This window comes from Paraburkholderia caffeinilytica, assembly GCF_003368325.1.
GTDB lineage: Bacteria > Pseudomonadota > Gammaproteobacteria > Burkholderiales > Burkholderiaceae > Paraburkholderia > Paraburkholderia caffeinilytica.
On record NZ_CP031466.1, the window covers coordinates 2,112,456 to 2,137,934 of the forward strand.

Consider the following 25,479-nt stretch of genomic DNA (forward strand, 5'->3'; position numbering starts at 1 on the left):
TCACTTCGGCCGATTGCGCTTGTCGACCCGACCGAGTGCAGCCGGGTTCCGCCGGTTCTCCGTCACGCCCATGACATCGGGATACAGCCCGCTATTCCCTACCCCGTCAAACGGGATTGCCCTTATCGCAAGCGTGAAGTTTGCGAAGGTAGCTCTCCGAACAGATCGCGATATTCCCGCGCAAAATAGCCCAGGTGAGTAAATCCCCAGCGAGCGGCGGCATCGCCTACCAGCAATTCATTCACGCTGGTCGAGCGTAGCAAACGATGCACGGCGTTAAGCCGGATCGAACGCAGATATTCGACGGGTGTCACGTTGGCGACCCGCTGGAAACTGGTCTGCAAGGTACGGCGGCTGCAGCGCAACGCGCGGCAGAGGTCGAGCACGGTGATCGGTTGCTCGGTATTCTCCTGAAGGATGCGCTCGCAGCGGCGCACGATATCGCTGTACGTGGTGTGCGTCAGGTCGCGGTGCGCCTCGCCTGTCGCGCTGTCGAGCAGACCGAGCAGCACGCTGATCAACTCATCCTTGAAGCCCTTGGCGGCCGCCGGATGCGTGAACGCACTGGCATTGCGCTCGGCCGCGTCGAGAAACGGCGCAAGCCGCTCGCGCAACATCACGCCCTGCTCGTCCGCGAGGCGCAGCACGTTCTGTCTCATCTGCCGCGCACACGACTCGCCAACCACCTCGCTGACCAGCTCGTCCATCACGTCGGTCGGCAAGCTGATACCGACGAAATGCATCGACTCGGGCGTGTGAAACCGGAATTCCTCGGCTGCGCCGAGCAGCAGGAGCGCGTAGCCGTCCACCCGTTGTCCCTGGAAGGTGCCGACGAGCGGCGCATAGAGCGGAACCGCCAAAGACGATTGCCCCACAGGGGCGGTACCCTGTTGCGCGACCCGGCGATTGGTCGTCTCGCGAAAAAAGTGGAAGTCATTCGAGGAGGCCTGGACCAGCGTGCTCTGGAAACGTCCCGGTGTGATCTGGCGATACACCTGTTCCCAGCCACTCACCGCCAACGAATGATCATGCACGTCTGCGAGCGCGCTGATCTGGAATTCCATCGTCTCCCCCTGCTCACGTTCGATATGCTGCACGATTTCCTATGTGGCGACTCCACACCCCATTCGTAGGACCAGACTGAGACGGCACAACGAAGCCTTGAAGAGGGGTACTGATCACGCTCCGTCAATCTAGGACGACAAATTGAATCCGGAAAGACAAATCGTCCGTCAACCGCCCTGCACTGCATCGTTATGCCGATTTGTGAGCATGCGCCGCGCCCAGTCTTTCAAAATTCATACGGCAAAGGCGTGGCGTAGCAAATCTGAAAGCCCTCTCGTGAATTGAACGGATTGCGCTACAACCACGGCGTCTCGACATGGAAGCAGCCGGGCAGATCAGGCTCGCAATTGCGCTTGCGGCTCAGTGCGCGATGCACACGGACTTGGTTTCGGTGAAGCCTTCAATGGCGTACTTGCCGAATTCGCGGCCAATGCCCGACTGTTTGTAGCCGCCGAACGGCATGCTCGGGTCGAGCGGCACATGCGAGTTGACCCAGACGGTGCCTGCGTCGATTTGCTGGACGAGGTTCATGACCGCGCGTAGATCGTTGCTCCACAGACTCGCGGCAAGTCCGTACGGCGAGTCGTTGGCAAGACGGATGGCCTCGACGGGGTCGTCGAACGGCACGAGCGCGAGCACGGGTCCGAACACTTCGTCGCGCACGATCGCGGCGTCGTGCGGCACGTCGGCGATCACGGTGGGCCTCACGTAATAGCCTGGTAAATCGACCGGCGTGCCGCCGGCAAGAAAACGCAAACCCGCGTCATGCGCCCGCGCGATATGCTGCTGCACGCGGTCACGGTGCAGCGCGGACACGAGCGGATTGACCTGCGCAGCCGGGTCGAGACCCGGGCCGATCGTCATGGCGCCCGCTATTTCCGCCAGAGCGTCTGCGATTTGCCGGTACTTGCTGCGATGCACGTAGATTCGCGAAGCGGCCGCGCACACTTGCCCCTGGTTCAGCAAGCCGCCGGCCAGCACGCCCTGGATCGCCTGATCGACGTCGACATCGGCCAGCATCACCGCCGGGTTCTTGCCGCCGAGCTCGAGCGAAAAGCGCGTCATGTTCTGCACGGCGGCGGTGCCGACCAGTTTGCCTGTGGGTGTCGAGCCGGTGAACGAGATCTTGCTGACGCCGGGATGTGCCGCAAGTGCAGCACCGCACTCACGGCCACCCGTCACGACATTGAACACCCCCGGCGGCACCCCCGCTTCCAGTGCCAGCTCGGCGAGCCGCAACGCGGTCAGCGGTGTCTCCGGCGAGGGTTTAATGACGATCGTGCAACCCGCGGCAAGCGCGGGCACCAGCTTCCATACGGCGATCATCAAGGGGAAATTCCACGGCACGATGGCTGCCACCACGCCGACCGGTTCCTTGCGCGTGTACGCCGTGTACCGGGCGCCGGGCGGAAACGGAATCGACACATCGAGCGTCTCGCCGGTAATCTTGGTTGCCCAGCCGGCCATGTAGCGCACGTATTCGATCGTCGCGCCCACTTCGACCGCACGCGAGAGGTTGATCGATTTACCCTGGTTCAGGGTTTCGAGCTGGGCGAGATCTTCCGCGTTGGCCTCGAGCAGATCGGCAAAATGCAACAGAACGCGATCGCGGTCGGCCGGACGCAAACCGCTCCAGACACGCGCATCGAATGCGGCGCGCGCATTCGTGACGGCGTTGTCGACGTCGATAGCGTCGGCATCCGCAACATTGGCGAGCGGCTCGCCCGTCGCCGGATTGAAGACATCGAGCCGCCGCGCCGAATGGGCGGGCTGCGGACCGCCGTTGATAAACAGGCCAAAATCGCGCTGCACGAACGCCTTTACCGCATCGCTAACGACGACTGCATTGTTGCTATTCATAGCTTCGATCTCTCGTAGGTGATCAGAGGGGTCAGGTGCCGCCGGATAGTGCGGACAGTCAGGATGGGAGCAATGTAGTCAGACCGATCCGCACGTGGTTAGCGCAAATCGGCAGGCAACCGGCGGTTGAGGGAAAACATCTAGAAGTCGTACAGGGGTCGCTCGCGGGTCAGGACTCAGCCTGGCCGTCAAGCCACAGGCAGCCTTCGAATGTCCCGCGATCCGTGAACGGACGCTCAGGGATCAACACCGCCTCAGCGGCGTTGATCTGCAACAGCAGCGCGAAGCGTGTGCCGTCGGCATGGCCGACGATCGCGCAATTCGCCGCGTCGATGCCGCGATTAAAGCGTGGGTCGCCGGTCAGAATGTCGATCTCGTCATGCAGACCCACGCAGCGCGCGGCGTCCACGATGTTCCAGCAATCCGGCAGACGCAGCAGGATGTCCGAGACATCCTCTTCGCGCGAGATCACCGCCGGAAGTGCTCCCCGACAACGCCTGAACCAGCCGTCTACGCCGTCCGGTTCGACTCGCAACGCGGCGACCGCATAGAGCAACATTGGCAACTCTGCATCGCCGGCGAGTTCCGTGCCGGCGAAGTCCATGCCCGAGGCGTTCATCATGGGTGTATACGCTCCATCACAGGAACAGTGCGCCGATCAGTTCGGTCCGGCTCGACACACCAAGCTTGCGGAACATATGCAGCAAATGGGTCTTGACGGTCGGCTGCGCGAGCGCGAGATCGCTGGCGATCTGCTTGTTCGACATCCCGTTGCGGACTCGCCGGGCGATCTGCTGTTCGCGATGCGTCAAGGCAGGCAGGCCGCCGGTGTGCGCACGCATCGGACGTTCGCGGCGCAACAGCGACACCAGCGCCGCTTCGAGCAGCGGCTGCACGGCGCGCGCGCGGCTCAGTTCATCGGCGTTGAACGCTTCAGCGGGCGCCATGCGTAACAGCGAAAACGCAGCGACGGTGCGCGCATTGTCGCGCAGCAACACCTCCATCACGTCGACCACCTGGTGCGGCTGGAGGAACCGCTTCCAGTAAATGGACCGGTCACGCGCAGGCTCCGGCAATGCACCGGTCAACGTCAACACGCTGTGCGTCTGACGCGCACAGTACGACGGATGCAGCGGATCGAGCGTGCAATAGCGCTGCAGGTAAGCGCGATGCATCGTTTCGGCCAGACCGAACAGCTCGAAGCCCGAAGGTTCGTTGTCCGTTCCGACCGAATAGAAAACCGTGGCCGAAGGCCGAACCAACCCCGCCAACGCCGCGACCGCCGCGCCGAGCGCGGTACCGTATGCGCTCGAAGAGACGGGATCGTCTCGGCTCCTATCCAGCATGCGCGATCTCCCGGGTCGAAGGCTCGCAATCAGTGTAGGAATGAACCGGCGAACCCGTTAGCCGAAATCGGCAAATCCGAACGCCGTATCGGCGGCCTTGCGCGCGGCTGCGGCGGCACGCCATTCAGCGGGGCCTTGTCATCCTTTTGCCTGATCCCGCCGCACGGTACGCACGTCTAGACTCGGTATCCCTCTCCATCGCTCAAACAAGGAACCGTTATGTCTGAGATGTCCGAGCAACGCACTGTCGTCATCACGGGCGCAGGAACCGGCATCGGCGAGGCCTGCGCGAGGCTGTTTGCCGCGCAAGGCGCGCGCGTCGCGCTGGTCGGCCGGCGCCGCGAGCCGCTCGAGCGCGTCGCGCGCGAAACCAGCGGCCTCGTGCTGGAGGGCGACGCGGCCAGTTCAGCGGACTGGGCTCGCTTCATCGCGCAGATCGCCGCGAACGGCGCTCACATCGACGCGCTCGTCGCCTGTGCCGGCGGCTTCGGTTCCGGCAATGCGACCGACACCGACGATGCGGCGTGGGCCGCCGCCATGCGCGCGAATCTGGACACCGCGTTCGTGAGCGCGCGCGCCTGCCTGCCCCAGCTGATCGCGCGTCGTGGCGCGATCGTACTGGTCGCCTCGATCGCGTCGCTGGCCGCCGGGCCTGCCGTGTGTGGATACACCACCGCCAAGCACGCGCTGATCGGTCTGACACGCTCGCTCGCGCGCGACTACGGCCCGCTCGGCGTGTGCGTCAACGCGGTCTGCCCCGGTTGGGTGCGCACGCCGATGGCCGATGCGGAGATGCAGCCGCTCATCGAGCGCTATGGCGAGACGCTCGATGCCGCCTATCGGCGCGTGTGCGCCGACGTGCCGCTGCGCCGGCCTGCCGACGCGGAGGAGATCGCCGCCGTGTGCGACTTTCTCGTTTCGCCGGCCGCGTCGATCGTGACGGGCGCCACTCTTGTCGCCGATGGCGGCTCATCGATCGTCGATGTGCCGACGCTGGCGTTCGACCCTCTGTGATGCCTTAGGCGAGCGCGGCGGTGCACTCGGGGAGGGTCGCGCCGCCATCGACGACGATGGTCTGACCGGTAATGTACGAAGCCGCGTCGGACGCGAGGAACAGCATCGCCGCGGCGATATCCGACGGTTCGCCGAGCCGCCCGAGCGGTATTGCGCGTTCGATCCGCCCGTTCAATTCGCCATCGCCGAGATTGTCCATGGCCGGCGTGCGGATCATGCCTGGCTCGACGCCGTTCACCGTGATCCGGTGCTTCGCCAGTTCGAGCGCTGCAGCCCGGATGAAGCCGTTCACGCCCGCCTTCGATGCGGCATAGTGCGCGAGACCGGGATACGCGACCCGTGGCCCCGTTACCGAGGAGGTCGCCAGCACCCGGCCGCCGCCCTGCCGGATGAACGACGGCACAGCGGCCTGCGTCAGCCAGAACAGCGCGGCAAGATTCACCGACAGGGTGCGTTCGAGGATCGCGGGTGTGATGTCGCGAAATGCGGTCAGCGGAAAATACGCGGCGTTATGCACCACCACGTCGAGGCGCCGATGCCCGGATTCGATCCCGGCCACCAGCCTCTCGATCTGTTCCCGCTCGCCCATATCGGCCTCGTAGGGATGGGCACGGCCACCTGCCGCGGTGATGTATGCCACGGCATCGCGGGCCGCTTCGATACGCAGATCAGCAATCGCGACCTCCGCGCCGCACGCGGCAAAGGCCTCGGCAATGCCACGGCCTATGCCCTGCGCGCCCCCCGTGACAAGCACGACCTTACCGCTGAAATCGGGCCTGCCGGGCAATTGCGCTATCGCCTGCAAATCAGCCTGCGTCATGGATATGCCTGGTGCTTGCGTCATTGCGGATACCGTGTCGTGTTCAGAATCCGCGCGTGCGCGCCGACCGGAAAATTCGACACCGCGTCGAAGCGGTTTCCCTTGTAGCCAAAAATCTTGCCGTCGGTCCTGAGGCGGTCGAGGTCGATCATCACGACGCCCAGGGTTGGAATGATTTTCTCGCGCCACACGAACAGGTACAGATTCGTGTCGATGGCGAAATAGTGGCAGCGGTCGACATCGGCAAGACCTTGTTCGACGCCGGACAGACACTGCCACGCGTAGAAGTTCTCGTTGAGATACACGTGTTCGTAGCGCTCGGTTGCGCTATACGTGTAGAGATTGCGCATGCCGATCAGTTCGCCGGTGGGACGATGCAACGCCTCGGCGGCGAGCGGGTCCGCCGGCGCGGCGGCCTGCCCCCGCGGCGCGGACGCTGACGTCTGGCCCGGCGCGATCGTACCGTGCCTGAACTGGACGCGCACACTGGTCAACTCGTCGCCCTGTTCGACACGCGTAAAAGGAGCAACCCGCGTTTGCGCCTCGCTCGGAAGCGTGCCGACGACAGACGTGCACAAACCGCGATTCAGGTCGAGCACAAAGCTGCTCGACGATGGCGTGGCGGCGATATCTCCCGCACTGTCACCGCCTTCTGTGGAAGCGGCACTTTGCGGCGCGTGCGAATCGACCACCCCGGCTTCGCCGACGAAATCGACCAGATAAATACCGCTGCGTAGCGATGTCGCGCGATAGCGATGTTCGCCGCTTGAACCACGCCGCTGGCCTGCCAGAACATGCGAGCGCAACACACCGGCCGTTGCGAACTCCAGTTCGAGCGTAGGGTGGTCAGCGAACGCGAGTCGCAGTGTCTTGCCGACGAGATCGTCAAGCGCCGGCAGAATGTGGCTGTCGGGCGCGAAACCGTCAGCAAGTTCACCGACCTGGATAAAAACGGGTTGTGATGCCATGACTAGTGCACTCCGGTAGACGAATCGAAAGCCGCCACTTCGTCACATCACGTAGTGGCAGCACCGCGAGTCACTCTACTGAGCTTCCGGGCATGGCGAAATCGATCAAAGGGATGATGTGACAGTGTCGCGTGCAAGTGCCCCTGAGACGAAAAAAGGCATGGCGCTCGCGGCTTAAGCCGCCGAGCCATCCGGTTTGAAGACCGAGACGGCATCAAGTAACAGGCGCGACTGATGTTCAAGGCTTTGAGCCGCTGCGGCGCTTTCTTCCACCAATGCGGCGTTTTGCTGTGTGGTTTGATCGATCTGATTGATCGCGACACCAATTTGCGCTGCACCTTCGCTTTGTTCGGCGCTGGCCGAACTGATCTCGCCAATAATGCCGCTTACACGGTCGATAGCCTGAACAACGTCTCTCATTGTCGTTCCCGCCTGATCCGCGAGCACGGTGCCTTGCCTGACCTGCACGAGGCTCGCTTCAATCAACGACTTGATCTCCTTGGCCGCTTTGGCGCTGCGTTGCGCCAGGGTTCGGACTTCTCCCGCGACCACCGCGAAACCTCGCCCCTGTTCCCCGGCTCGCGCTGCCTCGACTGCCGCATTCAGTGCGAGGATGTTGGTCTGGAACGCGAGTCCGTCGATCACGCCGATAATATCTCCGATCATCTTCGAGCTTTCGTCGATACGCTTCATCGTCTCGACCACGTCCGAGACGACCTCTCCGCCTTTTCCGACCACCCCGCACGCAGCAGCCGCAAGCTCGTTCGCGAGCCTGGCGTTGTCGGCATTGTTGCGCACTGTCGCTCCAAACTGCTCCATCGTGGCAGCTGTCTGCTCGAGGGCGCTCGCCTGCTCTTCGGTGCGTTGACTCAGATCGAGATTGCCCTGCGAAATCTCCCGACTGGCGATCGATACGCTCCGCGCGTTGTCGCGGACACCTTTGACCACCACCGAGAGCTGCTCCTGCATGTTGCTCAGCGCGTTGAGAAGATCCCCGATTTCCGCGGAATAACCGGACGGAAGACGCGTACTGAGATCGCCGTCCGCAACCCGTCTGGCAGACACCACCGCCAGCTTCAACGGCTGCGTGATGCTCCTTGTAATGACATAGGAGATGAATATGCCCAGGCCGAGCGCAGTCGCGCCCAAAGCCAGCATCAAGACGACGCTGGCCGCGTTGTCAGCGGCGATGGACTTCGCGTGCGCGTCGATGTCTTTGCGCTGGTAGTCCAGGAGGGCCCGCATGGAAAGCAGGTACGCCTTGGACTGAGGAAGGAACTTCTCGTTGAGAAGAGCGATGGCCTGCGCCTCCTGCCCCTCCTTCCTGTACTGGGTGATCGCGTCACGAAGCGCAACGAATTGCTTGCGATTCGAAACGACTGCCTGAAACAGCGCGCGCTCTTCCGGGCTGCTGACTAGCGCTTCGATAGATCGGACGAACTCGTTTGCTGCCTTGCCGGCCTCGGCGGTGTCGTCGGCGAAGAAGGTCGTGAGCGACGGATCGTTGCTACGCGCAATCGCGATGGTCCGCCGCACGCCGCCGTTGACATTCGCATACCAGTCACTGACAAGCCGCTCCTTGGCAAGCGGCACGGCCATCATGGCCTCCGTCTCGCGGGCCGTGTGGTTCAGGCGCCAGATACTGTTCGAAAGTATCAGCGCCACCAGAACGAGTACAGCGGCGAAACCCGCTGCGAGACGACGCGCTATTGATAAACGGGACATCAAAGTTCTCCTGCATAGACGAACTGGCACACGTCGGGGTGGCTCCGACACGCGTGCCGCGCGCTGTGGCCCCTATCGATAGCAGATCCGCGGAAGCGGCGTCGCCCCCTATTTCGAGCACAGACACCGCAAGTGAAATCCGGGCGCCGCCGCTATGCGTTCGCGACGATCAGCCGGCGCTCCGTCCGAAACCAGGCGACCATCGCGCCAATGCCCAGGATTGCCAGGCACACAATCGGTACGATCATCGGGCCGAACGCGGTCCCGCTGCTTTTCCCGACAATTGGCATCAGGTTCTGACTGAAGAAGCCGCCAAGATTTCCGATCGAGTTGATTGCCGCGACGCTTGCCGCCGCACGCGCCCCGGAGAAATAGCGCGGCGGCATCGACCAGAAACACGGATAGAGCAGCGGAATGCACGAGCCGCCGAGCACGAGTGCGATGAAGCGCAGCGGCGTGGTGGGCAACAGAAGACTGCATGTGAACCCCAGCACGCCGAGGCCCGCAACCCATGCCATTGCCTTGAGAACGCCTTTCGCGCGACGCAGTTTCGCCGGCAGATAGAGCAGCAACAGCACCGCAATGCCCCAGGGCAACATGCTCAGAAAGCCGTTGGTGGTGCTCGACACGCCGAACGATTTGACCAGCGTCGGCAGCCAGTAGGTCACGCCATACAACGACGTCGACATCAGCATGTAGGTTGCGGCGAACAGGAGGACACGAAGATCCGTCAGCGCCTTCCACGGGTGCTCGTGCGCCGCATCCGCCGGACTCTCGCGTTCAAGTGCGGCGAGCGCGACCTGCTTTTCACGCGGGTTGAGAAAGCGTGCCTCGTGAAGCGAAGCCGGCAGCAATCTGAAGGCGGCGATAGCCACCAGAACAGCCGGCAGACCCGTGGCGATGAACACCCACTGCCAGCCCTCGAGCCCGCCGGCACCGTTCAGGCTCAACAACCATCCGCCCAGCAGCGATCCGAGCATGTTGGCAAGCGCGCTGCCCAGCGTAAATACACCGAGAACCCGCGCGCGGTAGCTCTGCGGAAACCAGAGCGTGAGGTAGTAGATCACGCCGGGATAGAAACCCGCTTCGGCCACACCCAAAGCGAAGCGCAGCACGCAGAAGACCGTCATGGAGGTCGTGAACCCCATCAATACGGTGATCGCCCCCCAGGTCAGCATGATGCGGGCGAGCCATACGCGGGCGCCGAACCGATGCAAAGCAAGCGTGCTCGGCACTTCGAAGAGCAGATAGCCAATGAAGAAGAGCGAGGAAGCGAGCCCGAACGCGGCCTCGGTCAACCCAAGGCTGTGTGCCATCTGCAGCTTGGCGAAGCTGACATTCTGCCGGTCGATGAACGAAATCAGGAACATCACGACCAGGATCGGCATAAGGCGCCACGCCATTTTCGACATGACGTGCCTCTCCTCGACAGACGGCAGATTAAGGGCGGTACTTACGCTCACTACAGACTCCTTTCAGATCTCAATTGCGTGCGAATCGTCGGCGACAGGCGAACACATATTCGGCCTTCGCATGACGGCACAGGTTGCGCACCCGTTCTGGTGCGCGAGGTTTGTTTTCACGACGAACCGTAGTCTTCCAGCATTGGCGCGAACATCTCGCTCCAGATGCGCGGCCTTGCCTTGATCGTGCCGACCATGTAGAGAAAATCCACATAGTTCATCAACTGACTGGGGCGCACGGAAAAACGGGTTTCCGGGGCCGAGAGCATCTGCATCACGTCGTCGACCGACACCTTCATGCTCGACGCGGCAACGTAGATGGCAGCAGCGGCACGGCGATCTTCCGCGATGACGCGGTTCGCCTCGTCGAGCGCGTCAAGAAACGCGGCGGCAATCGCCGGCTCCGTGTCGACCAGACTTTTGGGCGCGAACACCACGTCGAGTGTGAGCGGGCCCAGTACCTCGATCGAGTCGACGACACGATGAATGCCCGGCTCACGCAGCTCCAGGTACGAAAACGGCGGCGACGTGAAGTGCGCCGAAATTCCGTTTTCACGCCGGATGAGCGACTGCATCGCCTGAGGGTGTTGCAGGTTGACCGTGATCGAGTCGAGCTGTGCGAAGTGCTGCGGCCCGAGGACCTTGCTGGCAACCATTTGCAACACCACCGCGGAGAGCGATGTCCTGATGCCGGGCACGGCGATTTTGTCGGAAGACGAGAAGTCGCGGAGCGACGAGATCGATGGATTGTTGGTATTGAGCGAGAGAGACGTCGTGCTCAACCCGCTGATCCCGATCACCTCGACGTTCGGGATTCCCCGGGCGCGTGCCCAGAGCTCGATGAAGCCCGGAGCGCCGGCACCTGCAAAATCGAGCGTTCCGGCCATCATCGCATCGTTGACGGAATTTCCTCCGTCGAGCAACACCCATTCGGCGGCGATCGAGCGTAGTCCACGCCTTGCCGCATGCTTCTCGAACAGACGCTGCTGTTCCATGACAAGAAGCGGCAAATAAAGTATCCCGTAGCCCTTGGAGATGCGCACGGCGCGTGTCCGCGACAGCACGAGCGCGGGCGCTGCCGCTGCGGCAAGACCGGCGACGGTCAGCGCGCGGCGCCTGCGAAAATGACTCACGCGGTCCATGATGGGCCGTCGGCGGATAGCCATGCGCAAAGTACCGGCCTGTCAGCTGGGGACGCGTTGCGGCGATCATGTCCTGTCCATGAGCTCCTGTACGAACTCACTCCCCTTGTTGCGCCCCGCCGCATTGCGTCTCCTCTGCTCTTGTCGCCACGCCGCACCGCCAAACCATTTTTGGTGTTTGTACAGCTTAGCGGTCGAGTCTGAGAAAATACTGACAAATCCCGTCCGGGAAAACCCGAAATCGAACTGAAGGGCAGCGTCATGCGGATTCTTGTAGTTGAGGACGATGCGGAAATCGGTGCGGCAATCCGCAGCCGCCTGACCCGGATCGGCCACGCCGTGGATCTTGAAACAGACGGCGCAACGGGGTACGGATTGCTGGCCGTCGAGCGGTTTGATCTCGCCGTCCTGGACGTTATGCTGCCGTCGATGGACGGCTTTAGCATCCTGCGTCGCATGAGGGCGGAAGGCATTTCCACGCCCGTGCTGCTGGTGACCGCCCGCTCCGCCATCGACGATCGCGTGAGCGGCCTCGGCCTCGGCGCCGACGACTATCTCGTCAAACCGTTCGACTACCGCGAACTCGAAGCACGCGTGCAGGTATTACTGCGCCGCAATAGCGGCCATGCGAACGACGTAGTGAGGATCGGCTCCCTCGCGATCGATCGTAGCAGCCGGCTCGCGGAGCTGGACGGTCAGCCGCTTTCGTTGTCGCGTCAGGAATTCGCGCTGCTCGAGATCCTCGCGAGCCGGCCGCAGCGGGTATTTTCCAAGGAGGAATTGCTGAACCAGCTGTTCCGCTACGGCAAGGAGCCGACCGCCAATGCGGTCGAGCAATACGTGACCCGCGTGCGCAAGAAAATTCAGGGAAGCTCGGTCGAGATACGTACCGCACGGGGCATGGGGTATCAGATTGCAACAACTTGACTGGTTTCCGAAGACGCTATTCGGGCGAACCTTGCTCTTTATCGCACTGGTGGTCGCTTCGGGAGCCGTGGCGCTTGCCGCGATCGCGCGTTATTACGCGAGCGTTGCCGCCGAGCGCGCCTACGACCAGCTGCTTTCGGGTGCCGCGATTCAGGTCGCCGAAAATCTCTACGTTCAAGGCGGTGTGCTCGCGCTCAACCCGCCGGTGGCGGCCCTGTCGACGCTGTCGGGATACGATCTTGTTTATTACAAAGCGGTGGATTCACGCGGACTGGTGGTCGCCGGCTATGCCGATCTCAACAACCCCGCGACACTGAAGATGGCCCAGCAAGGTCCGGTTTTCGCCAACGGGATCTATCAGGATCAACGCATCAGAATGGCGACCATCGCCCGCTACATGCCCGAGGAGACCACGCCTGGATGGGCAGTCGTCACCGTGGCGCAAACCACTCGCGCGAGGCAACAGCTCACCAACGAAATGAGTCTGAAAGTATGGACGCTCATTCTGCTCATGAGCATTCTGGCGGTCGGCGCGAGCGGGCTCGCCATCAAGCATGGACTAAGGCCGCTGGCAGAGGTGGAAGCGATCATCGCATCGCGTGACCCAACGGACCTCAGACCCGTGGCCGTCAACACACCAAGCGAAATCAACGCGATTATCGGCGCGATCAATGTCCTCATGCAGCGCCTCGCGCAACGACTTTCGTCGATGCAGCGTCTCATTGCCGACGCGGCCCACCAGATGCGCACACCGCTCGCACGTCTCGATGCGCAAATCGAACTGCTGAGCACCGAGACGGATACGGCTCGTTTCGAAGCACGTTTATCGGCGTTGCGCGCCACGTCCTCGGATGTCGGCCGGCTCACCAATCAATTATTGAATCACGCCATGGTGATTCATCGCTCGGAAGTCGTTGCCTTGCAACCCGTCGAATTGAATGCGCTCGTCAAGGAGGTACTGGGACGCACGATTCCGCTTGCCGATGAACGCGATGTCGCGGTTGCGTTCGAAAGTGACGCGGCGTGCACGTACATTTCCGGAGACCGTATCAGCTTGCAGGAAGCGCTTTCGAATGTGCTTCACAATGCGCTTCTTCATGGCGCCGCGGACGAGATCGTTGTGTCGATCACCACCTCCGGCACAACGGTGGCACTGACCGTGAACGACAACGGCTGCGGTATTGCGCCGGAACATTGGGAATCCGCGCTCCGTCCGTTCGTCAGGCTTGGGCCCGATGGCGCCGATCGGCGTACAGGGTCCGGCTTGGGACTGGCAATCGTTCAGGAGGTGATGAGGGTCCACGGCGGCAACGTTATTTTCTCTTTCCCGGCCTCAGGTGGATTCGCCGTGACCTTGAAGTTTCCGCACACAGCCGTTCATACCGGCGACGCGTTCGCTTCACCACTCAGCGACAGGTAACCCTACTCTCTACACCTTCGTATGTCGTATCCGGATCGCAATGCCGTGCGGAACGCGTCACATGCAAAGCCGCACACGGCACTCGCGATCTCCCGCCAGACATCGACGATCACACACGCCACCTATCGCCAGAACCGGGCTTCGCAGTCCGGAGCCCGGTTCAACACATATAGCGAATCAATTCACGCTTACATGCTACGCAGCCTGCGCCAGCGTCAGGATCTGATCGGCCGACATGGCGCCACGATAGATGCGAAACTCGTCGATCGACCCGCTGAAGAACGGGTCGCCGGCATACTGCGAGCGTCCAATCCAGTTCTGTGCAGTCGAACCGACGCGCCACGGCGCGAACACAACATCGGTCGCGCTGCCGATCACACTGCCGTTCAGATACAGCGTCGCGGTCGTGCCCGATAGCGTCACGGCCACGTGCGCCCATTGTCCCGTTGGCAGCGCTGCGTTGCCGTTGATGCCGCGCTCGCCGTGCCCGCCATTGGTCGTAATCGCAAAGCGCATGACGCCGCTGGAGTTCTTCGGCGTGAGGAACAGGTAGCGTCCCGTACCTGCGCCGAAATCGAAGATGCGGGTCCATGCGTTGCCGCCGTTCCAGAAGACCCAGGCGGCGATGGTGATGTCCGACACATCGGCGACGACGTTGTTGGGAAGGCTGACGTAGCCGCTTGAGCCGTCGAGCGACACGGCGTTACCGGCCCGGCCCGCCACATGCGTCGCGCCGCCGACGAGCGTGCCCGTATGGCCGTTGCCCGTCGCGTCGGCGGCGCTCGTGCCGGCTGTTTCGTTGAACGTCAGATACGTATGCGGTTGCACCGCCGTCACTGCGACCACCTCTGACGAGTTTGCGCTTTCGCCGGACGCTGTCTGCGCGCTCACGACGTAATACCATGTGCCCGCCGACGGCGTGTCCGTGTACGTCGACGGATCGGTAATGCCGCTCGCAATGAGCGCGTACGATCCGCCTGAACTGGACGCGCGCTTCACGTTATAGCTCGTGCCGTTAGCGACGCCCCACCAGGACAGCACGACCTGTCCCGCGCTCGGGAACGCTGTGAGACCGCTCGGCGCAGTGGCGGGCGCGACCGCGTCGCGCGTGCAGGTGAGCGTGCCGTAGCCAAGTTGATCATAGCCGCCGCTGGATGTGCCGTAGTCGCCGCCGCCGCCTTCGGGCTGGATCGCCATCGCGAACTTTGTCGACCATGGCGCCGCGAGACCTTTGCGATTCACGTAGTGGTTGTAGACGAGCGCCCAGCAAGGCCGGATCGTGCCCTGCGAGGCGGTTGAAAAACCCGTTTGCGTCACGTCGACATTCGAATAGGTCATGTACGGCACGGTGAGATAGGTGCCGTCGGCCTGCACAAGATTTGCCTTCGCCACGTATTCCGCGCCGGCGAGAAAGCGGTTGTTGTCATATCCGTACAGGTCGATGCCCTGATTCCACGCCATTTCGCAGATTGCACCGCCAAGCGCGATGCCGAGCGTGTTATGCCCCTGGTCGCGGCCCGTCTCCTGCCATTGCCCGAGATAGCCGGGGTGCAGGTAATAGACCGCCTGGGCTATCGCACCGTTACCGGCCCCATCGATAAAGTAGTTGGCCGCCTGATCGAACAGGGTGTGGTCGTCGCATAGCACACCGATTGCCATGATCGACGCCATGTTGCATAAGTCCCAGTTGGCCCAGTAGTGCGTGATGTCGGTGTTGTTGTGCCGATTGAGAAAGTCGACGTTGATGGGATAGAAGATGTTGAGCATCATCGACTGGAACGCCGCAAAGTCGGTCGCGGTCCAGCCCGAATAGCTGCGCATGATTTCGCCGGCATTCGCGAACTCGTAGCCGTAAATGCCGGCCGCGAGATCGACGTTGCTATCGCCGCCGAGGCGCTGCAACGTCGAAGACCAGGCGTTCATGATCTGCACGGCCTTGTCGGCGTAAGCCGTGTCGCCCGTTACTTTCCAGTACAGCGCGCAGGCATAGGCCGCTGCGATGTCGTTGTACAGCACGGGATAGTTTTGCGAGCCGCTGCCCCCGCGATCGACTTCGACCTGCGGGCGCGGCGACCACGACAGCCTTGTGTGGCCGTTAGCGATCAGCCGCTTCCAGCCGTCATACCAGGGGGATGCCTGCCCGGTGACTTTCTGCGCCATGCGGTCGAAGTCGGCCTGCGTATGCAGCAGCCCAGGATGAACGAATGCGCCGCTCGTCGCGATGTCCGTCGCACCGTTCGCGACATGGGCCAACGTCACACTCGAGGTGGCTGCCAGGCTTGTCGCACGACTCACGGCCACGGCCGCAGCAGGGCTACCCCCACCACCGCAGGCCGACAGCGCGAGCGCGCCAAGACTATACAGAAAGCTTCGCCGCGAAACGCCTTTGATCTGATCGTTGTTGCTCGTCATATCGTCCTTTTGCTTTTTGAGTGGTGGGTGAACCTCGATCCGAAGGCGGGATACCGACCGGCGATCGCGTCGCCATGCCATGGAATACGTCGGCGAATACTATTCGCAAACGTTTGCCTTCGTAGCCGGCATGAGCATGACCGGCCCCACCTTGTTATCGGACGGAGATGCCTCCCCGCGCAATGAAAATAGCGTACGGATATGCTGAATATTTCGTAAGGAAAAGCTGACTGTGTTTGCGAGGCGCAGTTTGCGTTTGAGCGCGCCATGTGCGTATGCGACGTCCGAGGACGGTGGTCAAAGCGGAGGCGCTCGCGCCATCAACTCATCCGCTTGAAAAGTCACTACGCCGATGCCGGCCGTGTGTTGGCCGGCCGGCGAAGGAAGCTGCACGCCGTTAAGCGAGAAGGCGCACGCGTGCCGTTCGACACGAGTGCGCCATCCCTTCATCGCCGGACCGCCAATTAGCAGGGACTAGCCGTCCCGCTCAGAACTTGTGGCGCAGTGCGACCCGCAAGACGAATTGCGAGTTTGTCGACGACAAGTCGGCGGCGCCCGGAACATAGGCGGAGTCGAGAACCGTGCCGGTCTTGTCGCCGCCCACGCGCTGGTATGCGCCCTGAGCATAGACGTCCGTACGCTTCGACAGATTATAGTCAGCCATCAGGCCCACTGACTGGTAGTTCGGGTGCAGCGTTCCACTCGTCGCATTGAAGCTCGTTCGCGTATAGCTGTATACAGCCCCGACATAGAACGCCGGCGTGAACTGGTACTTCGCATTGACTTCGAAGTTGTCGAATCTGAGGGACGACAGGGTCGCACCGTTAGCCGGCGTAATCGTGCCGACGTAGCCGGAACTCTGTGGCTGGCTAACGTTCGTATTCGTATAAGCGAACCCGAGGGTGGCGCTGCCGAACGTGTAGTTGACACCCGCGCCGAACACACGCAGACGTGTGGCGACAAAGTTCTCGTCTCCGCCGTTGTTGATTGCGCCACCCGAGCTCGCCGACGGGTTGTTCGCCTGAAGATAGGCTGCGGCCAGCAGCAGCCCGCCGTTCACGTATTGCGCTCCAACGCTGTACTGACGATTGTTCGCGAAGTTCGTGTCGTTGCTGAAGCTATAGGTTCCGCCGAACTGGAATCCGGCAAGCGTCGGACTCGTGTACTTGACCGTGTTGTTGACCCGGAACGTGTTGTCCGTATTGTCGTTGTCGTACGGATGGGAGAACAGATAGCCGCCCCAGTTTCCGTTCGCCGTGGTCTGCGCGAGATAGTCGACCAGCGAATCGTATTGCCGCCCGAGTGTGACCGTACCGTACGTGTCTTGCGCGAGACCGACGTAGGCCTGTCGACCGAATGCGAGGCCACCCTGGCCCAGCTTGCCGTTGTTCACGTTGAAGCCGCTCTCGATCTGAAAGACCGTCTTGAGGCCGCCGCCCAGATCCTCGGCGCCTTTCAGCCCCCAACGGCTCCCCTGCACATAGCCGCTTTGCAGTTGATACGCGTGTCCCGTTCCAGCGTTGTTCGTGTAGTTAATGCCTTCGTCGATCACGCCGTATAACGTGACCGTATTCTGCGCAAAAACCGGTACCGAAAGCGTCATCGTCAATGCCGACGCCAGCAGCTTTATATTTCGCATAGTAAAGACCCCAAACAGGAATATTGGATTTATGATTAACACCGACTTAACCGCAATGACCGCTCATTGATCCGGTCAGTAACGGAAGCCTTCTCCACCACTCTCCGGCACTGCTCCGCCAAAGACATTTCTTCCGTCAAATGCCTGTTGCGCAGCTTTTACCCAATCTTACGAATAGGCGGATCGGAGCTTATCAAGCCAAATTTTCATATCCAGCTATGTTTTCTCCATGCTTTGCCCTACTTCTGGTTATGCAAAATATTTCGCCCATCCCAGGACATTCCCTATAACAGGGTTCCTCATTAAATATTCAAAGACCTGGTTGAAACTCCGCTTTTTTTCCGTCAACCCCTGATGACGCTGACGTTGCGCAGAACTTCCGGCTGAAGCGCCTCTTCGGCCACCACGACACACTCGGCCTTGCATTACCAAAAGTAGGGAAAAGCAGGCAGAAAATGTAGCTGGATCGATCAAATTGGCTTGATACGCTGCATCTCATGCATCAAGCGGAGGCGGGCAGCACTCGGTCGGCATAATTGTTCTTTTATGCGACGAATCATCTTCTGCTGTTCGCCCGGCAGCCTTGCAGCTTTCATAGTCGACAGCGGTATCCCGTTGCGTGCTGAAGCTTGCCGGGGATGTTCAGTCAGACGCGATCCTGACCCCTGGTGTGGGGTGAGTCTGGAAGACAAGGTCGCGGGCTTGATTTCTTGAACTCGCCAGTTGGGAATACAGAATGAACCCTAACCTGACATTTGCGCCGGGAGATATGTTGAGCCCGGGCACAATGGAAGCGGAAGACGTTGCAGCGGCAGTCGAACCTGTCGCGGTTTCCGGGACCGGCATTCTTACGGTTAAAAACCTGTCGAAAATCTTCGGGCCGAAGCCCGAGCGTGCCGCCGAGCTGATAAAGCAAGGTCTTGGCCGCAACGAGATTTTCGAGCAGACCGGCAACATGGTGGCGGTCAACGACGTCAGCCTCAGCGTCAAGGCGGGCGAGATCTTTGTTGTCATGGGTCTCTCGGGTTCCGGCAAGTCAACGCTGGTTCGATTGCTCAACCGGCTGATCGAGCCGACGTCCGGCCAGGTCATTCTCGAAGGCCGCGACATTGCGCCCATGTCCACGCTGGAATTGCGTGACGTGCGCCGCAGGAAGATGGCGATGGTGTTTCAGTCATTCGCGCTTCTGCCGAACCGTACGGTCCTGGACAACATCGCGTACGGACTCGAAGTTGCCGGCATCAAGAAGGCGCAGCGTTACGAAATCGCGCGTACCGCGCTCACGCGAGTCGGTCTCGGCTCGTACGAAAAGCTGCTGCCCAGCGAGCTATCCGGCGGCATGCAGCAGCGAGTGGGCCTCGCACGTGCGCTCGCCGTCAATCCCGCAGTCCTCCTGATGGACGAAGCGTTCTCGGCGCTGGACCCGCTGATCCGCTTCGAAATGCAGAGCGAGCTTCTGCGGCTTCAGAAAGAAGAGCAGCGGACAATCGTCTTCATTTCGCACGACATCGAAGAAGCCATCAAGATTGGCGGCCGGATCGGCATCATGAAGGATGGCTGCCTGATCCAGGTCGGCACGCCTGCTGAACTCATCCAGTCGCCCGCGGACGCGTACGTGCGGGACTTCTTCCGCAACGTCGATGTTTCCCGGTTCCTCAAGGCATCCAGCCTGATGACAAAGATCGAGCGGGGTCTCATTTCCTGCGACGTCGGCACATCGTCGGAACGTTACCTCAATCCGCTCATCGATAGCGGTGTCGAATGCGGCTATGTCTGCGACGAATCGGGCCGATATCAGGGCTGCGTCACGCCAGCTTCCCTGCATAAGTCCGGTACGCGCCCCGTGCGCGACGCCCTGCTCCCAGACGTGAATGCGGTTTCGCTGGACGCGGACCTGCATCAACTGGCCGCTGTTGCGTTGAGCCAGGATCACGACGTGCCCGTTACCGACACGGCAGGCAAGCTCGCAGGCGTGGTGTCCTGCCGGACGATACTCAAGCAGGTTATGGAACGGAGAGCAGCATGAACTCGTCAGTCATCGGGAAATTTGCAGAAAACGGCGTCAATTTTCTCTTTCAGCATTTCCGGGGCGGCTTCGACGCTTTCTCCGCCTCACTGGGTGCGGTAATCAAGCTGCTGCAGGACGGACTGGCTGCGATTCCGTTTGTTGCGATGCTCGTGATCCTCGTGGCATTTGCGTTGTGGCGGCGCGGTATCGTGTTTTCGGTCTTCGTCGGCCTGGCACTGCTCGCCATTCAATACATGGGTCTGTGGGCCCAAACGGTTTCGACTCTGGCACTCGTTATCGCCGCGACCTTCTTTAGCCTGGTGGTAGGTGTGCCGCTCGGCATCTGGGGCGCTCGCAACAAACGGGTGGAAATGATTCTGCGCTCGCTGCTCGATTTCATGCAGACGATGCCCGCCTTCGTCTATCTGATCCCGGCGGTCATTCTGTTCGGCTTGGGACGCGTCCCGGCGGTGATTGCCACCATCGTGTTTGCCATGCCGCCGGTCGTACGCCTCACGACTCTGGGTATCCGGCAGGTGCGCGAGGAATTGCTGGAAGCGGGCCGCGCCTTCGGCAGTACGGACATGCAGCTTCTCTGGAAAATCCAGCTGCCGAATGCGCTGCCTTCAATCATGGCCGGTGTGAATCAGACCATCATGATGGCGCTTTCGATGGTCGTGGTGGCGTCGATGATCGGCGCCGGCGGACTGGGCGAGTATGTGCTGAGCGGCATTCAGCGTCTCGACATCGGAATCGGCTTCGAAGGGGGACTCGGCGTCGTGTTGCTTGCCATCGTGCTCGACCGCTTGACGGAGAGTTTTGGCGTGAAGGCGAAGAAGGCAAAGAAGGCCAAACGCGTCACGCCCGGAGTCACACCCGGCGCGGGAACGGCAAAGGCCGGCACAAACGCCGCGGCGCGAACCTGACCGGCGGTATCGCATCGCGGCTGCGGTGCGATCGCCACAGGCAGTAGGTAGTAGGGAGTTCGGAGACCAGACACGCCAGCTATTGCAGCGGCCGTCAGATTTTCAAAAAATTTCATTATCACGTAGGAGTACTGTATGGACAGCAATGTGTTGAAGTCGCTTGTTGCGAAACTGGCGGTGTCGGCGGTCGTTACCATGGTTGCCGGTGTGGGGTCGGCGGTCGCGGCTGAACCTGTCAAGATGGCGGTCACCAACTGGGCCGACGTTCTGGCCGTGGCCAATGTGGCCAAATACGCTCTGGAGACGAGCCTCAAGCAGCCGGTGCAGTTTGTTCAGGCCGACATCGGCATCCAGTACCAGGGCGTGGCCCGCGGCGACCTCGACATCATGGTGGGCGGCTGGCTGCCGGTGACTCACGCAACGTACTACGCGAAGTACAAGAACGATATGGACGACGTCAGCGTCATCTATACCGGCGGCAAGAACGGTTGGGCTGTGCCGGCGTACATTCCCGAGTCCCAGCTCTCGTCGATTTCCGATCTGGAGAAGCCTGATGTCAAGAGCAAGCTGAACGGCACCGTCCAGGGTATCGAGCCCGGCGGCGGTCTGATGCAGGCGTCCGAAAAGACCATCAAGGCATACGACCTGAACGGCTACAACCTGCAATCGTCGAGCGAAGCCGGCATGCTCGCAGGCGTGCAGCGCGCTTATCAGTCGAAGCAATGGATCGTGGCCACGGTCTGGAGCCCGCATTGGCTTTTCCAGAAGTGGCAGATGCGTTATCTCAAGGATCCCAAGGGCACGCTGGGCGGCGAGGAGCAGGTTCACGCCTTCGCATCCAAACAGTTCGCCGCCAAGTTTCCGCAAGCGGACGTTTTCTTCAAGCATTTCAAGCTGACGCTCGCTGACGTCGAGGCCATCGAGTTCGAGGGCAACGCCACGAACGACTATGCGACCGCAGCGAAGAAATTCGTCGACGCGCATCCGGAAAAATTGAAGGCCTGGCTGCAGCAATAAATCACGTTGTTTTCGCCGTGGGCGCAGGCGTATCGGCCGCTCACGGCGTTGCATCACCCGTTTCACATGAATTAATTCCGGAGTGACCACGTGAACGAGAACTCACGCTTTTTTGCTGAAACTCTCCAGAGCCGTGACCCCGTCATCGCATCAGAGATTGCGTTGGAGTTGCGTCGCCAGCAAACCCAGATTGAACTGATCGCCTCCGAGAACATTGTCTCGGCCGCGGTGATGGAAGCGCAAGGCACCGTCCTCACCAACAAATACGCGGAAGGATATCCGTCAAAACGGTACTACGGCGGCTGTGAGCATGTGGACAGGATTGAGGCGCTGGCCATCGACCGCGTGAAAGCGCTGTTCGATGCCGAATACGCGAACGTGCAACCTCATTCGGGTGCCCAGGCCAACGGCGCGGTGATGCTCGCGCTGGTCAAACCGGGCGACACGGTGATGGGCATGTCGCTCGATGCCGGCGGACATCTGACGCATGGCGCGCGTCCCGCGCTTTCCGGCAAATGGTTCAACGCGGTCCAGTACGGCGTGAGTCCCGGAACGTACCGCATCGACTACGAGCAGGTGCGCCGGCTTGCCGAAGAGCATCGCCCCAAACTCATCATCGCGGGCTATTCGGCCTATCCGCGCGCGCTGGACTTTGCCGCGTTCCGCGAAATCGCCGATAGCGTGGGCGCATTGTTGATGGTCGACATGGCGCACATTGCCGGGATCGTCGCAGCGGGCAGACACGAAAACCCCGTTCGATTTGCGGACGTGGTGACGTCCACAACGCACAAGACACTTCGCGGACCGCGCGGCGGCTTCATCCTCACCAACAACGGCGACCTGGCCAAAAAGATCAACTCGGCCGTATTCCCCGGCCTGCAGGGCGGTCCGCTCATGCACGTCATCGCCGGCAAGGCGGTCGCCTTCGGTGAAGCGCTTCGTCCGGAATTCACGACGTATATCGACCAGGTGCTGCGTAACGCCCAGACGCTCGGCAACGTCCTGACGTCGGGCGGCCTGAGCCTCGTCACCGGCGGGACCGACAACCATCTGTTGCTGGTCGATTTGCGCGGCAAGCGGCTCACCGGCACGCAGGCTGAAAAGGCCCTGGAGCGTGCGGGCATCACCTGCAACAAGAACGGCATTCCATTCGATACGGAGAGCCCGACAGTCACCTCGGGAATCCGCCTCGGCACGCCCGCCGGAACAACGCGAGGCTTCGGCACCGACCAGTTCGAGCAGGTCGGCCAGATGATTCTGGAGGTCCTGTCGGCGCTCGAACAGGAGCCCAATGGCGATGACCAGGTCGAACGCGCGGTCCGCAGCCGCGTAAAAGATTTGTGCAGCCAGTTTCCGATTTACTCGCATGCTGAGGCACTCGTGTAATCCGCCGGCAATTCGTCAACGAATTGCCAACGATTCTTGCCGGCTATCCCGGCAGCGCTTTGCACCTGCTTTGCACCCGCTTTGCACCTTTCATACAAGAGAGAATTCAAATGAGCTTCGAGGGAGTACACACACCCCTGGTCACGCCGTTCAAGCCGGACGGAGAAATCGACCATGATCTTCTCGGCAGGCATGCCGCCAATCTTGCCGGCCGCGTGTCGGGCCTTGGGGTCGGCGGAACGACAGGCGAGTACTATGCGCTGAGTTTCGAAGAACGGGTTCAGACGTTCAACACCGTTGCCGAGGCGGCGGGCGGCAAGACGTATCTGACTGCCGGCATCAATGCGACCACGACGAAAGAGGTCATCCGTCTGGGTCAGGAAGCGAAGCGCGCCGGTCTGTCCGCATTGCTGCTCGCCGCTCCGTATTACGCCCAGCCGACCCAGGAAGAGCTGCTGAACCACATGCTGACGGTGGACGACAGCCTCGACATGCCCATCATGCTGTACAACTTCCCGGCTCGCACCGGCACGGGTATCGGCGACGACGTGCTGGCCACGCTGCTCGAGCGGCCGAACTTCATCGCGATGAAGGAAAGCACCGGCGACATTTCGCATCTGCATCATCTGGCCACGCATTTCCGTGACAAGCTGGTACTGAGCTGCGGCATGGACGACCAGGCGCTCGAGTTCTTCGTATGGGGCGCAAGGAGCTGGGTCGCCGGTGCGTCCAACTTCCTGCCCGAAGCGCACACCGCGCTCCTCGACGCATGCGTCAGGCAAGGCGACTTCGCGACGGGCCGCAAGCTGATGGCGCAACTGCTGCCGGTACTCGAACTGCTGGAGCGCAGCGGGAAATTCATCCAGTACGTTCGCTACGGATGCGAGCTGGCCGGCATGCCGGTCGGTGTTGCCCGCGCGCCGCTCGGCACGCTCACCGACGACGAGCGCAGCGCGTTTGGCCAGCTTGTTCAACCTATGTTGCGCAGCGCGCAGTAACTGCATGACCTCGAAACTGGAATTCGCGCGGTTCCCGGCGCCAGACGGCGTGAACGGCTGGTGGGAAAGTCTGCCGCCGCCCTCGCCTGCCAATACGGTGTCTTCCGGGCATCGATATGACTGGGTCGTTGTGGGCGGAGGTATTACGGGGCTGTGTGCCGCGCGGCGTCTGGCGGAGCTTGCGCCTGACGCCACGATCGCACTGGTCGAAGCGGACCGTATCGGGCGCACCACGGCGGGACGAAATTCCGGATTTTTCGTCGATTTACCCCACGACATAAGCAGTGAAAGCTACTCGCGCAGTGTGGAAGCCGACAAGGCCGATGTTCGGTTTCAACGCCACGGTATCGACTATGTGCGCTCGGCGGTCAAGCGGTACAGCATCGATTGCGACTGGCGGGACGACGGCAAGTTTCACGCTTCGGTGAACAGAAAGGGGCACGCCGCACTGACCCACTTTGCGGAAGGACTCGCTCGCATCGGCGAAGGCTTCGAGTGGCTGGACGAGGCGGCCATTGCGAGGGTGACCGGAACGGATTTCTATCAGGGTGCGCTATTTACGCCGGGTTGCAGCACGGTTCAACCCGCGGCGCTGATGCGTGGTCTCGCGGCGACGTTGCCGGAGAATGTGAAGATCTTCGAACTGAGCGCGGTAAAGGGAATTGAGGATCTGCGTCAGGGGAAGGTCCTGAGCTTCGACGGCGGCAAGATCGTGGCGAAGCGCGTGATTCTATGCACCAACGCGTATGCGGCGACCTTCGGCGGGCATCCGAACGGTCTGCTGCCCGTCTATACGTTCGCCTCCATGACGCGGGTCATGAACCCGGAGGAAGTCGCGAGGCTCGGCGGTACGCCGTCGTGGGCACTGATTCCCGCCGACCCCATGGGCTCGACCGTCCGCCGTCTGATGACGGACCGCATCTGCGTTCGCAACCACTTCGCCTTTCGACCCAGCCTCGAACTTTCGCAAGCCGATCTCGCGAAGGCGAAGAGCATGCATCAACGGTCGTTCGACCGGCGCTTTCCGATGCTCAAAGACGTCGAACTGGAATACACATGGGGCGGCCCGCTGTGTCTGTCCGCGAACAACGGTGCGCTGTTTGGGCGCAGAGACGATGGCGTCTTTCAAGCGATCGGATGCAATGGCCTCGGTCTGAGCAGAGGCTCGGCATCCGGCAAGCTCATCGCCGAATATGCACTCGGCCAATCCGATGAACTCATTCGCCAGCTTTTGAATCAGCCGCATCCGCGCTCGCTGCCGGTCCGCCCGATTGCGGACGTAGCGGTTTCGGCGGCTATCTGGATGAAGGAATTTTCGGCGGGGGCCGAGCTTTAATTTTGTG

Annotated in this window: 20 protein-coding genes; 9 read left to right on the forward strand and 11 right to left on the reverse strand. The window is 61.5% G+C overall.

Going from position 1 to position 25,479, the window contains the following annotated elements; translation table 11 throughout:
• Positions 1-122 precede the first annotated feature (122 nt).
• The 4 genes from DSC91_RS09365 to DSC91_RS09380 form a co-directional block, all read right to left on the reverse strand.
• A complete protein-coding gene (locus DSC91_RS09365; protein WP_115777862.1) occupies positions 123-1,064 on the reverse strand; it encodes a helix-turn-helix domain-containing protein in 942 nt (313 codons plus the stop codon).
• Between the two features lie 361 nt (positions 1,065-1,425).
• Positions 1,426-2,925 carry an aldehyde dehydrogenase family protein gene (locus DSC91_RS09370; RefSeq protein WP_115777863.1) on the reverse strand — a complete coding sequence of 500 codons (1,500 nt, stop codon included), beginning with the start codon at positions 2,923-2,925 and terminating at the stop codon, positions 1,426-1,428.
• 169 nt (positions 2,926-3,094) lie between these two features.
• Entirely contained in the window at positions 3,095-3,547 is a 453-nt protein-coding gene (locus DSC91_RS09375; protein ID WP_115777864.1) for a hypothetical protein, read from the reverse strand.
• 16 nt (positions 3,548-3,563) lie between these two features.
• A complete protein-coding gene (locus tag DSC91_RS09380; RefSeq protein ID WP_115777865.1) occupies positions 3,564-4,271 on the reverse strand; it encodes a helix-turn-helix transcriptional regulator in 708 nt (235 codons plus the stop codon).
• A 228-nt stretch (positions 4,272-4,499) separates the two neighbouring features.
• On the opposite strand from DSC91_RS09380, the gene DSC91_RS09385 reads away from it, so the two are divergent.
• On the forward strand, positions 4,500-5,285 hold the full coding sequence (locus DSC91_RS09385; RefSeq protein ID WP_115779771.1) for an SDR family NAD(P)-dependent oxidoreductase: 786 nt from the start codon (positions 4,500-4,502) through the stop codon (positions 5,283-5,285).
• A 4-nt stretch (positions 5,286-5,289) separates the two neighbouring features.
• Here the strand turns inward: DSC91_RS09385 and DSC91_RS09390 are convergent, their stop codons facing one another.
• The 5 genes from DSC91_RS09390 to DSC91_RS09410 all read right to left on the reverse strand — a co-directional run bounded on the left by DSC91_RS09390 (position 5,290) and on the right by DSC91_RS09410 (position 11,427).
• A complete protein-coding gene (locus DSC91_RS09390) occupies positions 5,290-6,105 on the reverse strand; it encodes an SDR family oxidoreductase (protein ID WP_115777866.1) in 816 nt (271 codons plus the stop codon).
• A gap of 20 nt (positions 6,106-6,125) precedes the next feature.
• Complete coding sequence (locus DSC91_RS09395; RefSeq protein ID WP_115777867.1) at positions 6,126-7,073, reverse strand: MoaF C-terminal domain-containing protein; 948 nt, start codon at positions 7,071-7,073, stop codon at positions 6,126-6,128.
• Between the two features lie 174 nt (positions 7,074-7,247).
• Complete coding sequence (locus tag DSC91_RS09400) at positions 7,248-8,798, reverse strand: methyl-accepting chemotaxis protein (RefSeq protein ID WP_115777868.1); 1,551 nt, start codon at positions 8,796-8,798, stop codon at positions 7,248-7,250.
• A 152-nt stretch (positions 8,799-8,950) separates the two neighbouring features.
• A complete protein-coding gene (locus DSC91_RS09405; RefSeq protein WP_115777869.1) occupies positions 8,951-10,210 on the reverse strand; it encodes an MFS transporter in 1,260 nt (419 codons plus the stop codon).
• A 167-nt stretch (positions 10,211-10,377) separates the two neighbouring features.
• On the reverse strand, positions 10,378-11,427 hold the full coding sequence (locus DSC91_RS09410; protein WP_373291830.1) for an ABC transporter substrate-binding protein: 1,050 nt from the start codon (positions 11,425-11,427) through the stop codon (positions 10,378-10,380).
• A gap of 237 nt (positions 11,428-11,664) precedes the next feature.
• On the opposite strand from DSC91_RS09410, the gene DSC91_RS09415 reads away from it, so the two are divergent.
• Complete coding sequence (locus DSC91_RS09415) at positions 11,665-12,330, forward strand: response regulator transcription factor (protein ID WP_115777870.1); 666 nt, start codon at positions 11,665-11,667, stop codon at positions 12,328-12,330.
• On the forward strand, positions 12,317-13,750 hold the full coding sequence (locus tag DSC91_RS09420) for a sensor histidine kinase (RefSeq protein ID WP_115777871.1): 1,434 nt from the start codon (positions 12,317-12,319) through the stop codon (positions 13,748-13,750). Before DSC91_RS09415 ends, DSC91_RS09420 begins: the two co-directional genes overlap by 14 nt.
• 195 nt (positions 13,751-13,945) lie before the next feature.
• Here DSC91_RS09420 and DSC91_RS09425 read toward each other — a convergent pair whose 3' ends face one another.
• A complete protein-coding gene (locus DSC91_RS09425; RefSeq protein ID WP_115777872.1) occupies positions 13,946-16,162 on the reverse strand; it encodes a LamG-like jellyroll fold domain-containing protein in 2,217 nt (738 codons plus the stop codon).
• A gap of 487 nt (positions 16,163-16,649) precedes the next feature.
• Positions 16,650-17,801 carry a porin gene (locus DSC91_RS09430; protein ID WP_115777873.1) on the reverse strand — a complete coding sequence of 384 codons (1,152 nt, stop codon included), beginning with the start codon at positions 17,799-17,801 and terminating at the stop codon, positions 16,650-16,652.
• A 736-nt stretch (positions 17,802-18,537) separates the two neighbouring features.
• On the opposite strand from DSC91_RS09430, the gene DSC91_RS09435 reads away from it, so the two are divergent.
• From DSC91_RS09435 to DSC91_RS09460, 6 genes are all read left to right on the forward strand, one after another.
• Positions 18,538-19,827 (forward strand): quaternary amine ABC transporter ATP-binding protein, encoded by a 1,290-nt coding sequence (locus DSC91_RS09435; protein WP_115777874.1) that lies wholly within the window; start codon positions 18,538-18,540, stop codon positions 19,825-19,827.
• The gene (locus DSC91_RS09440) at positions 19,824-20,735 is read left to right on the forward strand and encodes an ABC transporter permease (protein ID WP_229758171.1); all 912 of its coding nucleotides are present in this window, start codon (positions 19,824-19,826) and stop codon (positions 20,733-20,735) included. Before DSC91_RS09435 ends, DSC91_RS09440 begins: the two co-directional genes overlap by 4 nt.
• A 135-nt stretch (positions 20,736-20,870) precedes the next feature.
• Entirely contained in the window at positions 20,871-21,752 is an 882-nt protein-coding gene (locus DSC91_RS09445) for a glycine betaine ABC transporter substrate-binding protein (RefSeq protein ID WP_115777875.1), read from the forward strand.
• A gap of 90 nt (positions 21,753-21,842) precedes the next feature.
• Positions 21,843-23,138, forward strand: coding sequence for a serine hydroxymethyltransferase (glyA, locus tag DSC91_RS09450; protein ID WP_115777876.1), 1,296 nt, complete (start codon positions 21,843-21,845; stop codon positions 23,136-23,138).
• Positions 23,139-23,248: 110 nt separating this feature from the next.
• Positions 23,249-24,136, forward strand: coding sequence for a dihydrodipicolinate synthase family protein (locus DSC91_RS09455; RefSeq protein ID WP_115777877.1), 888 nt, complete (start codon positions 23,249-23,251; stop codon positions 24,134-24,136).
• A gap of 4 nt (positions 24,137-24,140) precedes the next feature.
• On the forward strand, positions 24,141-25,472 hold the full coding sequence (locus tag DSC91_RS09460; protein WP_115777878.1) for an NAD(P)/FAD-dependent oxidoreductase: 1,332 nt from the start codon (positions 24,141-24,143) through the stop codon (positions 25,470-25,472).
• Positions 25,473-25,479 lie beyond the last annotated feature (7 nt).